At 62.8% G+C, this 13,667-nt stretch carries 10 protein-coding genes; 6 read left to right on the forward strand and 4 right to left on the reverse strand.

Annotated features, from left to right (window positions below; translation table 11 throughout):
* Positions 1 to 79 precede the first annotated feature (79 nt).
* Entirely contained in the window at positions 80 to 994 is a 915-nt protein-coding gene (locus GON09_RS25965; RefSeq protein ID WP_213934868.1) for a LysR family transcriptional regulator, read from the reverse strand.
* A gap of 114 nt (positions 995 to 1,108) precedes the next feature.
* Between GON09_RS25965 and GON09_RS25970 the strand changes: the two genes are divergently transcribed.
* Entirely contained in the window at positions 1,109 to 2,599 is a 1,491-nt protein-coding gene (locus tag GON09_RS25970) for a CoA-acylating methylmalonate-semialdehyde dehydrogenase (protein ID WP_213934869.1), read from the forward strand.
* Between the two features lie 9 nt (positions 2,600 to 2,608).
* Here GON09_RS25970 and GON09_RS25975 read toward each other — a convergent pair.
* Positions 2,609 to 3,405, reverse strand: a protein-coding gene (locus GON09_RS25975; RefSeq protein WP_374195420.1) for an IS5 family transposase whose coding sequence is annotated in 2 segments (ribosomal slippage) — positions 2,609 to 3,069 and positions 3,069 to 3,405 — 798 coding nt in all. Because the reading frame shifts where the segments join, the coding sequence is not laid out codon by codon here.
* A gap of 74 nt (positions 3,406 to 3,479) precedes the next feature.
* Here GON09_RS25975 and GON09_RS25980 point away from each other — a divergent pair.
* Positions 3,480 to 4,640, forward strand: coding sequence for an iron-containing alcohol dehydrogenase (locus tag GON09_RS25980; protein WP_213934870.1), 1,161 nt, complete (start codon positions 3,480 to 3,482; stop codon positions 4,638 to 4,640).
* 146 nt (positions 4,641 to 4,786) lie between these two features.
* Here GON09_RS25980 and GON09_RS25985 read toward each other — a convergent pair whose 3' ends face one another.
* The gene (locus tag GON09_RS25985; protein ID WP_213934871.1) at positions 4,787 to 5,881 is read right to left on the reverse strand and encodes an acyl-CoA dehydrogenase family protein; all 1,095 of its coding nucleotides are present in this window, start codon (positions 5,879 to 5,881) and stop codon (positions 4,787 to 4,789) included.
* Entirely contained in the window at positions 5,881 to 7,032 is a 1,152-nt protein-coding gene (locus GON09_RS25990) for an acyl-CoA dehydrogenase family protein (RefSeq protein WP_213934872.1), read from the reverse strand. The genes GON09_RS25985 and GON09_RS25990 overlap by 1 nt, the downstream gene beginning before the upstream one ends.
* A gap of 294 nt (positions 7,033 to 7,326) precedes the next feature.
* Here GON09_RS25990 and GON09_RS25995 point away from each other — a divergent pair, with 294 nt between their 5' ends.
* The 4 genes from GON09_RS25995 to GON09_RS26010 all read left to right on the forward strand — a co-directional run bounded on the left by GON09_RS25995 (position 7,327) and on the right by GON09_RS26010 (position 13,544).
* On the forward strand, positions 7,327 to 8,025 hold the full coding sequence (locus tag GON09_RS25995; RefSeq protein WP_374195421.1) for a helix-turn-helix domain-containing protein: 699 nt from the start codon (positions 7,327 to 7,329) through the stop codon (positions 8,023 to 8,025).
* Positions 8,026 to 8,932: 907 nt separating this feature from the next.
* A complete protein-coding gene (locus GON09_RS26000; protein ID WP_213934874.1) occupies positions 8,933 to 10,573 on the forward strand; it encodes a flavin-containing monooxygenase in 1,641 nt (546 codons plus the stop codon).
* A 40-nt stretch (positions 10,574 to 10,613) separates the two neighbouring features.
* A complete protein-coding gene (locus GON09_RS26005) occupies positions 10,614 to 12,062 on the forward strand; it encodes an aldehyde dehydrogenase (protein WP_213934875.1) in 1,449 nt (482 codons plus the stop codon).
* 234 nt (positions 12,063 to 12,296) lie between these two features.
* Positions 12,297 to 13,544 (forward strand): CaiB/BaiF CoA transferase family protein, encoded by a 1,248-nt coding sequence (locus tag GON09_RS26010; protein WP_213934876.1) that lies wholly within the window; start codon positions 12,297 to 12,299, stop codon positions 13,542 to 13,544.
* Positions 13,545 to 13,667 lie beyond the last annotated feature (123 nt).

A 13,667-nucleotide genomic window follows, 5' to 3' on the forward strand; every position in this document is an offset into this window, starting at 1 on the left:
CCTGGTCCGTCCGTTCCCGAGACAGACAAGATGCCAGAGGCGTCCTTCCACCGCCACAACCATCCCGAGCGGCACACGGTCAGCGTGAATCACCGCCCTGACCCGGCACCCTCAGATCCGGATTCTCGCTGACGATGTCGAGAAGAACCTCGATGACGGCCTGCACCCGTGCCAGGCGAGCCAGTTCTCGCGGAACAACCAACCAATAGGTTCTCTCGGCCACGAACTTGTCCGGGAGTACGGGCACGAGATCGGGATCGGCATTACCGATGTAGGTCGGGAGCGGCGCGATACCCACCCCGTACCTGACAGCCTGATAGTGGCCGGTGATGTTGTTCGTCTGGACATGCGCGCGATCTTTGGGCAGGAGACGCTCGAGTCGACGTAGCGGCTCGACGTCCAAGATGGCGTTCACGTACCACACCAACGTGTGGTCCTCGAGGTCGTCGAGGGACTCGATGGCACTGTGCGAGTCGAGGTAGCGACGTGATGCATAAAGACGCAGGTCGTAGTTGGCCAGCTTGCTGACGGACACCGATCGTGGTGACGGCCGTTCGAGAGTGACTGCGAGGTCGAAGTCGCGACCGGTCACCAGATCGTGCGTGGTCGACGTACGCAACTCGGTGAACAGGTCAGGGTGTCTGTCGCGCACCATGCCCAGTCCCGGAACCAACACATAGGCGCCGAAGCCGTCCGGAGTGAGAATCCGGACAGTGCCGTGAAGACTGCCGGATCCAGCGGACGATGTCGCGTCGAGTGCAGCCAACAGAGTCGATTCGACCGCTTCTGCGTACGGCACCAGACGCCGGCCGGCCTCGGTCAGTTGCCATCCCGCCGATCCCCGGTCGAACAGTCGCGCTCCCATGTCTTTCTCGAGTCGGGTGATCCTGCGCGACACCGTGGTCTGATCGACGTCCAGACGTTTGGCCGCGTCCGCGATCCGCCCGGTCCGTGACAACTCCAGCAGAAAACGCATGTTATCGGCGGTGAACATCCCACTCCCTCGCTGCTGCAAAATTGCAGTTCTCACTGCGAAGATACTCGTTGACCGCGGCACATCTGCACGGACAGACTCGAGAAAACCCCAGAGTCACAGGAGCACATAACCATGACCGTCATCCCACACTGGTTGGACAACAAGCCCTTCACCGGCACCAACGGCACATCGGCCCCGGTCACCAACCCCGCCACCGGCGCAGTGACTGCAGAAGTTGCACTCGCGAGCACAGACGACGCCCGCACGGTGATCGAGGCAGCCGCGGCGGCGTTCCCCGCATGGCGAGATACCTCGATCGCCAAGCGCACACAGATTCTGTTCGCATTCCGTGAACTGCTCAACGCCCGCAAGCAGGAATTGGCTGCGATCATCACCTCCGAGCACGGCAAGGTGCTCTCCGACGCGCTCGGTGAGGTCTCCCGCGGCCAGGAGGTCGTCGAATTTGCCTGCGGCATCGCCCACCTTCTCAAGGGTGGGATGACCGAGAACGCGTCGACCAAGGTCGACATGGCGTCGATCCGCCAGCCCATCGGGCCGGTTGGCATCATCTCCCCGTTCAACTTTCCCGCCATGGTTCCGATGTGGTTCTTCCCCATCGCGATTGCCGCCGGGAACACCGTGGTCCTCAAGCCGTCGGAAAAGGTTCCCACGGCAGCGCTGTGGATCGCCGAACTGTGGGCCGAGGCGGGCCTGCCTGCCGGCGTGTTCAACGTCCTGCAGGGTGACAAGACAGCCGTCGATGAACTACTCACCAATCCGGCGATCAAGGCCATCTCCTTCGTCGGGTCGACCCCCATCGCGAAGTACGTCTACGAAACCGCAACCGCCCACAGCAAGCGCGTCCAGGCACTCGGCGGCGCGAAGAACCACGCCGTTGTTCTGCCGGACGCCGACCTCGATCTGGCCGCCGACGCGATGGTGAACGCGGGCTTCGGCTCCGCCGGTGAGCGCTGCATGGCGATCTCCGCACTGGTCGCGGTCGGGGATATCGCCGATGAGCTGGTTGCAAAGATCAAGGATCGCACCCTGAGCCTGAAAACCGGCGACGGCACAAAGGACTCGGATATGGGTCCATTGGTGAGCAAAGCACATCGTGACAAAGTGTCTTCCTACATCGACGCCGGCGAAGCTGCCGGCGCCACCGTCGTAGTCGACGGCCGGGCCGTGCAGGCCGATGGCGGAAGCGACGGATTCTGGCTCGGACCGACCCTTCTGGATCACGTCACCACCGATTTGAGCGTCTACACCGACGAGATCTTCGGCCCCGTCCTGTCCGTCGTACGGGTCGGGACCTATGACGAAGCCCTCGAATTGATCAACTCGAACCCCTACGGCAACGGCACCGCCATCTTCACCAACGACGGCGGCGCAGCCCGCCGCTTCCAGAACGAAGTCGAGGTCGGCATGGTCGGCGTCAACGTCCCCATCCCCGTCCCCACCGCGTACTACAGCTTCGGCGGCTGGAAGAACTCCCTCTTCGGTGACACACACGCCCACGGCACCGAAGGTGTGCACTTCTTCACCCGCGGCAAGGTCGTCACCACCCGATGGCTCGACCCCAACCACGGCGGCATCAACCTCGGCTTCCCGCAGAACGACTAAGAGCATGTCTCATTTGGCAAGTTTCTTGAAGCAGGTCAACGCCGCAGCGAGTTGGAGAAAAGCGGCGAAGTGCTCACCGTGACGTTCGTAGCGAATGGTCAGCCGCCGGTAGCCGGTCAGCCACGCCAGGGTGCGTTCGATCTTCCACCGGTAACGTCCCAAGCGTTCGCTGCTGTCAACGCCGCGACGGGCGATCCGCGGAACGATGCCCCGTGCCCGCAGCCACCGGCGGTGTACGGGATAGTCGTAACCCTTGTCCGCCCGCAACCGGCCGGGCCGGCAGCGACGCGGACCACGACGCGATCGCACCGCTGGAATCGCAGTGACCATCGGCTGCAGCATCACACTGTCGTGGGTGTTTGCCGAGGTCACCGCCGTGACCAGTGGAATGCCGTCGGCGTCGGAGAGGATGTGGATCTTCGAGCCGTTCTTGCCTCGATCGACCGGGCTGGGACCGGTCAGAGAGCCCCCCTTTTCGCCCGCACGTGCGCGGCATCGAGGATCGCGGCAGACCAATCCAGGTCCCCACCGGCGCCGAGCCGATCGAGAACCCGGCGGTGCAGCTCGTCGAACACCCCAGCCTTGACCCAGGTCGTGAACCGTCTATGCGCGGTCGGAACACTGACTCCGAACGACGGCGGCAGGTGTCGCCAGGCACAGCCGCTGGTGAGCACGTAGACGATCGCGGTGAACACCGCCCGATCATCGATCGCCGCCCGGCCGCCGCCTTGCGGCCGCGTCCGGAAGCCGGGCAGCAACGGTTCGACGATCTCCCACAACGCATCCGGTACCAGCCGGGAAGACAACGCATCGACCACGACGGTGCATTATGCCGCACAAACGATCTAGCCCATAAGAGACATGCTCTAAGGACGGCACCATGAGTATCCAAATCGCCTTCCCACGGTTCATGCGAATCGGCGGGGGCACCATCAACGAAATCGGCGACGTGATCCGCCAACTCGGATTGCAGCGCCCGGTACTGGTGACCGACAAGTTCCTCACCTCGACAGGCGCATCCGAACGGATCTTGACCCTCCTGCGCGAAGCACGCATCACACCAGCCCTGTTCGACGACACCGTTCCCGACCCCACCACCGACTCCCTCGAAACAGGGCTCGCCCTGCTCGCCGATCACAACGCCGACTCGGTGATCGGCTTCGGTGGCGGCAGCCCGATGGATACTGCGAAGGCGCTGGCCGTCCTCGGAGTCCGCGGGGGCCGGATGCGGGACTACAAGGTCCCGCACGTCTACACCGGACCAGCGCTTCCCGTCGTCGCGATCCCGACCACCGCCGGCAGCGGCTCGGAGGCTACGCAGTTCACCATCATCAGTGACAGCGTCACGGACGAGAAGATGCTCTGTCCAGGCCTGTCCTTCCTGCCCATCGCAGCAATCGTGGACTTCGAACTGACAATGTCCATGCCCCCTCGCCTGACTGCCGATACCGGAGTCGATGCACTTACCCACGCAATCGAGGCGTATGTGAGCCGAAAAGCCAACCCTGTCTCCGACGGCCTCGCGCTCGCAGCCATGCGCACCATCGGCCAGAATCTGCGCACCGCGTATGAAGACGGCGAGAACAAGCAGGCACGAGAAGCCATGATGCTCGCCGCCACCCAGGCCGGCATGGCGTTCTCGAACGCAAGCGTGGCCCTCATCCACGGAATGAGCCGCCCCATCGGCGCGCACTTCCATGTCGCGCACGGACTGTCCAACGCCATGCTGCTCCCGGCGATCACCGCCTTCTCCGTCAAAGGCGCCGAGTCACGATACGCAGACTGTGCCAGGGCCCTCGGTGGTGCCACCGAAGCCACCGGTGACGGTATCGCCACGCAGTCCCTCGTCGACTCCCTGGCCGAACTATGTCATGACCTGGCTGTTCCCACTCCCCGCGACCACGGCATCGACCGAGCTCGCTGGAACGATCTAATCCCACTGATGGCGCAACAGGCGCTCGATTCGGGTTCGCCGGGCAACAACCCGGTTGTGCCCACTGTCGACGAAATCGCCGAACTGTACGTCGAGGTCTACGACTAGCGTGGATGCAATCCACACCCCGCGTCCTCCGACAAGTCAGAGGTGAGAGCTCGAGCGGCAGGACCCTTTCGGTCCTGCCGCTCAGCGGCCCCATCGCCGGGGAGCTCGCACCCCGGCGATGTCACCGTCATCAAGAACTCATGCACTCAGTCAGGACGTGAACGTCCCGAAACAGCATCGAGATAGGCAGAAGCTGTACCCGTGATCCGCGTACCCTCAACGATCATCGGCCAGGTCCCGTCCATACCGGCGTCGACGGCAGCACAGCTGAGCTGACGCTCCCAGAACGCAGCGGACCCGAACTCCGAACGCCACTGCAACGCAGGCAGGGTGAGCCGGTGGAGGGTGTGCTCATGGGTGGTGCCGATTGCACCGTGCACTTGGTGAGTGTTGCGCACCGCCACCGCCAGCGCTTGTGAGACCACACTGCGGGCCACCGCGACACGAAAGGCCGAGAAGTCGCCAGCAAGGTCGTCGGTAAGAGCGTCTGCGAGAGCGGTGTCAACGGCGGCACGGGCAAGGACGGACTCGGCTGCAGTGTCGACTACGAGATTCTGCACGGACTGGAACCGCGCCAGAGGGCGCCCGAACTGAGCGCGGTCGGTGGTATGTGCAACCGCCGAAGCCAGCATGCCCTCCATAGCGCCGACGCACTGGACCGCACGGATGAGAGCGCCGCGCAGGACGTAGCCCTCGACGGCACGGGTGTCCACCGGTGACCAGGTGACGTCACCGTCGACCTGGACCGACCCGAGGGGCACCTCGGAGATCCCCTCGACCGCCTCGACGGTCAACCGATCGGTGGGCACGTCCGCGATCTCGTAGCCCGCATCGACCCGACGCACGCAGACAACGGACCCGGTGGCACCAGCCCAAGGCACACGTCGCGCGAGGCCGTCCGCCCCCAGGACGGCGACGGTCGCTGTGTCCGACGACGAGTCGTCGAGGCCGGCCGCGCGCCGCAAGGGACCTGCCAACAGATCGGTCTCGGCGAAGGGCACGGCCACGCCACCAGCGGCGGTCGTGCGCAACAGAGCAGCGGCCTCGACCCAACCCGCGCCACTGCCCCCGGCCTCCTCGGGTGCGGTCAGCCTGGCCAGTCCGACCGCACCCAAGGTGGCCCACACAGCGGCCGGATCCGGCTCGATGTCCGGCCCAGAGTGCCCAGCGACAAGATCGTCCATGAGGTCCTGGAGATCCCGGTCTACGGCAAGATCGATTGTGATCGCGGTCGTGGTCATCAGCGCATCCCCAGTCCCCGCGCGATCACGCCGCGCAGGATTTCGTTGGTACCGCCGCGGAGCGTGAACCCCGGACGCTGGTGTAGTCCGGCCCTGCACAGAGCCTCGATTTCCGCTTGTCCGTCCATGGTCTCGTCGCCCAGCCGATCAGAGACGTACTCGACGAGGTCGCCTTCCATGCTGGTACCGAGGAGCTTGACCAGAGCGGCGGCGGTGTCGGCCTTCTCACCCCGCTGAAGGGCCCCGGCGATGTTCTGGCTCAGGGCGTGCAGTCCGACCGTCCGAGCCACAGAACGTCCCAGTTCGGTGCGCTCGGGCAGCAGTCCCTTTTGGACCGCGCCGATCTCGGCGGCCAGGAGCCGGAAGGTCGAAAGGAAACGCTCGGGTCCACTGCGCTCGAAGGCAAGCTCCGAGTTGACCTGTTCCCATCCATTGCCCAGAGTGCCGAAGACCATGGCGTCGGGAACGAAGACCTCGTCCAGAACGACCTCGTTGAAGTGGTGGTCGCCGGAGAGGGAAATGATCGGCCGGATCGTCACGCCGCGGGAACGGAGGTCAACGATGAACTGACTCAGTCCCGCGTGGCGGTGTGCCGTGTCGAGTGGTTCCGTGCGGGCCAGCACGATGAACGCCTCAGCGTGTTGGGCACCCGAGGTCCACACTTTGGTGCCGGTCACGGTCCAACCGCCGTCCACGCGGGTGCCGCGGGTCCGGACACTGGCCAGGTCCGATCCTGAGTCGGGCTCACTCATTCCTATGCCGAAGAAGCACTCGCCCGCCGCGATCCGGGGAAGGTAGTCGTGCTTCTGCTCTTCGGTGCCGTATTTCAGCAGTGACGGTGCAATCTGGCGGTCTGCCACCCATTGCGCTGCAACCGGAGCGCCTACCGCGAGCAGCTCCTCGGTGACAACGAAACGCTCGAGGTGAGTCCGGCCGTGCCCGCCGTACTCGGTCGGGATGGTCATTCCTACCCAACCGTGCTCGGCGAGGCGGCGGGTGAAGTCCTCATCCCAGCGGGTGAGCCAGGTGTCGATGCCCGGTGTCAGTGTCCCTGCCGCGGTTTCCTTCTCGAGAAAGGTGCGTACCTCGGCGCGTAGAGCATTCATTTCATCAGTGGTCACCGTCGTCAGCGGCGCGACCGAGGGATTCATAGTGCCTCCATAGGAAGTTCTGTGGAAGTTCTGTCCGGGGCGACGCCCGACATGCTCTGGTGAACTTCACCGCCGCCGAGTAAGTGGCGGCCGGTCGGATCGGGGGCGAACGCTGGCCCCATCTCGAGTGGACACTATCCAGTTCTAGACATCTACGCAATAGCGAATTATCTTACGTAATTATGTATCAGTTGAGGGGGTCCTCCCTGTTGATAGGCTCACGAAATGGCTGACACTCCTGGGTCCCCCGGAGCCGTGCCGGTCGAGAAGGTTCCCGGCCGTCCCCGGCACCGCATGGTCGATCGGGTGGCGTCGATCCTCGAACTCGTAGCCCGGTCCGAAAACGGCCTCACCCTCACCGCTATCGCAAGGGCACTCACCGCACCCGTCAGTTCGGTCCAGGGCCTGATCAACGGTCTCGTCGCCGTCGGCTACCTCGACGAGCGCGACCGGATCTACACCCTCGGCACCGCGCCCTACCTTCTCAACGTCATCGCCGGCAGACCCCCGGTCACCTCGATCGGCCATGATCAACTCGAGCAGGTCCATGCCGAGACCGGGTTGACCACCACACTGTCCACGTCCGTCGGTGACGACCTGTTCTACGTCGATCACGTCTCTTCCGACCCGCATTACGCATACCTGGCAGAAAACCGGGTGCGCCGATCTCTCCTGCGCACCTCTGCAGGATGGCTCTTGCTGGCCGATCGCGATCAACGTGACATCTGGGCGTATCTCAACTCTCGACCATCCTCCGATGCCGACTTCGTAGAACGCTTCCTGCACTCACTCGATGAACTCGAGAACACCGGCGTATGCGTGGCACCCGGTGTGGCCGTTGAACATGCAGACGGGGTGTCGGTCGCCCTGCGGGAACGCGGCCGGACCATCGCCACCCTCGGTGTGGTCGGGATGCGGGAGACCATCGTCGAGCGGCAGGACGAACTCGTCGAGATCTGCCTGCGGTACGCCACCAAGTGGGGCTTTCGCTAGCCTGCAACACGGACACTGGCTCCTCGATGAGTTGGTCGACCCGGGTCGACGACCGTGTCGACCGACGCCACTCCACCGCCATCCCCGCCTGACGTAAGAACAGACAGGGGTCGTCTCGGTCATTCTCGATAAGCGACCGCTTCCGTGAGCAACACGCGACGGTCAGGTGGCTGCCCTCGGGCGACCGTGACCCCTCACATCGCGATCAGACCCGCCTGCTCGATCTCTCGACCTGCCCTAACAGATGATCGACTCCAGGTGCGCCGCTCGGCCACCGGATCCATCGGGGGCGCGCTTCACGCGGCGCGACTTTCCGAAGCGAACGCCGCAGACCGTAACGGGCGGCCGGATCCAGCAGACGCCTTCGATCACAGCGGAGGGAACGTGCGCCTGAACATGTCTCGCACCCCGTAGCCACCATCCAGACTGCCGACATGCTCCGAATATCCGGCCGGCCGTAGGGGAAGGTCGCGCAAGCACTCCACGACAGCGGGTTCGCTTCGCTCACGTCGTCGCCGTAGCACCGTCTGCGAAATCGGGCGGAACCCAGGGTCCCGCACTCGTCGACGTGCCGCCGGCACCAAGCAACTCGGCCTGCACCCACCCGAGTGTCCATTTCCCCCGGTAACCACGAAGACCCCGTCCTGACATGGGCTCCCTTCGCTTCAGAAGACGCGCGGACATCGTCGCAGAGTCGGCTTCGTTATACGCATTTAGGTAATCTTATTTCTAGTTGCGGATTTTTTGATGGGTCGCTATTGTCGATTCATTCCATCTTCGTGACCCATGCCACACCACATACGCAACGAGGTCGCAACTCCGACAGGCCGTTTGACTTTCGGAAGCAAAGCCAGACACAACGCCCCGGAATTCTGCCCGCACCTCAGTCTCGGAAAGGTCTAGGCCCATGACATCAACCCATCTCCCTGAGCACGCCACGACGGAAACGCAGGATTACGACGTCATCGTGGTCGGCGGCGGTTTCGGCGGGATCTATCAGCTGCGCCACCTTCGGGACAGAGGGTTCTCCGTAATCCTGCTCGAAGCCAGCGGAGGCTTCGGTGGGGCCTGGAGCCTCAACCGCTACCCAGGCGCACGCGTCGACAGCCACGCACCCGTCTACCAGTTCACCGACGAATACCTTTGGAAGGACTGGAACTTCTCACAGATGTTCCCGGACCACGAGGAGATGCGCAGTTACTTCAACTACGTCGACTCCAAACTGGACCTGAGCAAGGACTCGCGCTTCAACACCAAGGTCGTCAGCGCGACGTTCGACGAGGACCAGCGGATGTGGACCGTCGTCTCACAGAACGACGAGAGCTTCCGCGCACGCTTCGTCGTGTTCGCAACGGGATCGACTACCGAACCCTACATCCCGAACATCCCTGAAATGGACGCCTACCGAGGTGAACTCGTCCACACCGCGCGGTGGCGAGACGATATCGATATGACCGGCAAACGAGTTGCCATCATCGGCACCGGCGCCAGCGCAGTCCAAGTAGTTCAGGAAGCCGGCCCTGTCGTCGAGAAACTCACCGTCTTCCAGCGCACGCCGAACCTCTCGTTGCCCATGCACCAGGAATACCTCACCGACGAGAGGCAGGCAGCCCTGAAAGAGACCATGCCGGATGTAGCGGTAAAGTGTCGCGAAACATTCGCTGCGATCGACTACGAGTTCGATCCCCGAAACGGCGTCGACACATCCGAGGAAGAGCGTCTCGCACTGTTCGAACGCCTGTGGAACCAGGGCGGATTCGCTTTCTGGCTCGGGAACTTCTCCGATTACCTCTTCAGCGAAGAAACCAACTCGATGGTCTACGAGTTCTGGAAGAGCAAGATCAAGCCGCAGATCCTCGACCCCGTCAAGGCCGACCTGCTGGTGCCTGACGTAGCTCCGCATCCGTTCGGAGCCAAGCGGCCGGCCCTGCACCAGAACTACTACGAGGTGATGAACCAGGAGAACGTCGAACTCGTCTCCATCCAGGAGTCACCGATCACCGGGTTCACGGCAACCGGAATTCGCACATCCGATGGTATCGAGCACGGAGAATTCGACATCATCGTACTTGCAACCGGATTCAACAATAATACCGGTGCGCTCACTTCGATGGAGGTCCGCAACTCCGCTGGCGTTACCCTCGGCGAGAAGTGGCGCAAGGGCGTCGACGCATACCTCGGCGCATTCACCGCCGGCTTTCCCAACGCCATGTTCGTGTACGGTCCGCAGAGCCCCGCCGCCTTTGCGAACGGGTCCACGAACGCGGAGCTTCAAGGTGAGGTCATGGTCGAGTTCCTCGAATTTCTTCGTTCGGAGGGCCTTACCCGGTTCGAATCGACTCCCGAAGCCGACCAGACCTGGACCGATCACATCAACGGTACCGATGACATGGCGCTGTTCAAGCATGCAAAGTCCTGGTACAACGGCAGCAACATCCCAGGCAAGAAGCCTCAGATGCTTCAGTATCTGAATGGGCTGCCCATGTACCTGGATTTCTGGCACAAGGAAAAGGCGGCAGGATACACCGACGGACTGCGGGTATCGTGAGGTTTCGCTCAATCGGATTCAACCTCGGAAGAAGTGAATAATGCCTGTCATCAACAGCATTGAACGTGAACGTTTCTTCATCGACGGCCAATGGCGCAAAGCGAGCACCTCCGATCTGGCACCGGTGTTCGAGGCAGCAACCGAGCGCCCTCTGGGTGTTGCTGCGATGGGCGGACCCGAGGAGATCGATGCGGCTGTGCACGCCGCACGGGCCGCACTCCAGAAAGGACCGTGGGGGCGCAGCACCCCCCACGAGCGAGCTGCAGTGATGCGGCGCTTCGCCGACAGCCTCGAGCGTCGAGGAAGATCGACTGCAGAGCTCGTAAGCCGGCAGACCGGAATGATTTCCTCCTTGTCGGTGAGCACAAGCGCAACAGCTCCGGTAGCGATCCTGCGGTCGATGGCAGATCTCATCGAGACGCGTACATTCGAGACACGCCGTCCCAGCAGCATGGGCTCTACCATCGTTCGAGAAGAACCCGTAGGAGTTGTCGGCGCGATCACTGCCTGGAACTATCCGCAGCTCTTGGCCATGGCCAAGATCGGGCCGGCACTGGCTGCAGGATGCACTGTAGTTCTCAAGCCGGCGCCGGAGACGTCACTCGATGCATATGTACTTGCAGAGGCAGCCGAGGAGGCCGGTCTACCACCTGGCGTCCTCAACATCGTTGCTGGTGGCGTTCATGCAGGCAAAGCTCTTGTAGCCCATCCCGATGTCGACAAGATCGCCTTCACCGGTTCTACTGCAGCAGGTCAAGCGATCGGTGAGGTCGCCGGCCGCAGTTTCAAAAGAATCTCCCTGGAGCTCGGAGGAAAATCCGCAGCCATTGTGCTCCCCGATGCCGACCTCGGCGTCTTTGCCAGAAGCCTCAAAGACGCCGTGCTCAAGAACGGGGGACAGACTTGCACCACCAATTCCCGCATCTTGGTTCCCCACGGTAGGTCCAGCGAGATCATCGACGTTCTGGCGTCCTACGTAGACGGCTTGGTCATGGGAGACCCACTCGACGAGTCGGTAACCATGGGCCCCATGGTAAGCGAGCAGCATCGGGAGCGGGTGAGGAGTTACATCCGCCTGGGTCAGTCCGAGGGATTCCGAACGATCCGTGGCGGAACCGACTCCCCTGAGCAATGTCCCCGCGGCTGGTTCGTGTCTCCCACCATCTTCGAGGGTGTCGATAATCGCAGTCCGCTGGCACAGGACGAGATTTTCGGACCTGTCATCTCCGTCATCCCTTATGAGACCGAAGAGGACGCCATCAGCATGGCGAACGACACACCATTCGGTTTGGGAGGAGTCGTCTTCACGGAAGACACCGAACACGGCTTGGACATCGCGTCACGTATTCGATCCGGAACCGTGGGAGTGAACTACTACTCCCTCGATACCGGCTCCCCGTTCGGCGGCGTGAAGAACAGCGGAGTCGGCCGCGAATTCGGGCCCGAGTCCCTGGACTTCTATCTCGAGTACAAGTCGATATACGTCTAGGATTCGCAACGCCCGCAGACCCTCCATATCGCCCCCGACAGTGCGTCCAGCCTGAGACTTCATCCGATGGAAGGACCGAGTAGCTACACGGGGCATGCCCGTAGCCTTCAGCCTCGCTGACTATGGGCAACTACCGGCGGTCGATGCAGGTCAGCGATGGCTGAAGATACCCCGTTCATGCTTTGTCCTTCCCTCCGGAGGCCAGCGACTTCCAACCGCACAGAATGAGTAATCATGCCTGAATCCTCATCTGCCATCCTCCCGGCCGAGACTCGAGAATCCGCATCCGAGACTCTACGTCCGCGGACCGGCGCACTCACCGACATCCGGGTCGTCGATCTTTCGCGGGTGCTGGCCGGCCCGCTGTGTGCGCAAGTGCTTGCCGATCACGGTGCCGACGTGATCAAGGTGGAGCCACCGACTGGTGATGACACACGCAGCTGGGGACCACCTTTCGTCAAGGATGACCACAGTGCCTACTTCGATGGCTTGAACCGCAACAAGCGGAATATCAGTGTGGATCTGCGTACCGAGGCCGGCCAACAACTGTTGCGCACCATGCTTGCCGAAGCCGACGTCGTCATCGAAAACTTCAAGGCAGGCACACTTGCGAAGTGGGGACTTGCCGACGACGTACTCGCCGCTCAATTCCCACAACTCGTGCACTGTCGAATCACCGGGTACGGAGTCGACGGGCCGCTCGGTGGTGCCCCCGGCTACGACGCAATTCTCCAAGCCTTGTCGGGGCTGATGAGCATCAACGGTGAGCCCCACGGTGATGCCATGCGGATCGGGATCCCTCTGGTCGACATCATCACGGGTCTCAACGCTGTGAACGGCATCCTCATGGCACTCCACGTGCGGCAAAAGACCGGACGCGGGCAACTCGTGGATCTGGCACTACTCGACAACGCTGTGTCGATCCTGCACCCACACGCTGGCAAGTGGTTTGCCACCGGCGTCGCGCCGGAGCGGACGGGCGTGGCACACCCGACGATCTGTCCCTATGAAACGTTCACCTGCGCCGATGGCCCCTTCTTCATCGGTGCCGGCAACGACCGGCAATTCCGCGCTCTGGTCGTGGCGCTCGACGCTTCAGACCTGGCCGACGACCCGAGATTCGTCACCAACTCCGACCGGATGGCAAACGCAGCTCAACTGCGTGACATCCTCGGCGGCCTCGTCAAGACCTGGCAGCGCGAAGCTTTGGCGGCCCGGTTACGTCGGGCCGGGGTGCCGTCGGGGTCGGTCAACAATGTCGGAGAAGCTCTTTCGCTACCGCAGGTCCGTCACCGCGAGATGGTGGTCGAGTGTGACGGCTACCGGGGTCTCGGCGTACCCGTCAAACTCGCTGAGTCCCCCGGTGCTGTGCGGTTCGGGCCACGCGACCGTGGCGCCGATACCGATGCTGTACTAACAGAACTCGGACTTCTCGAAGACGATATCGAGCAACTGCGCACTATCGGGGCACTGCCCGAGTAGCGGCCACCTACACGGCGGTCCTCGGCCACCTCTACCAGCAGAGCTCGTTCCACACACAGCTACCGGCAAGGGCACCGACCGTATGCAAGCCACACCGTCGTCCGGCCGTTCAACGCCGATCGC

The sequence above is a fragment of the Rhodococcus sp. B50 genome, assembly GCF_013602415.1.
Taxonomy (GTDB): domain Bacteria; phylum Actinomycetota; class Actinomycetes; order Mycobacteriales; family Mycobacteriaceae; genus Rhodococcus.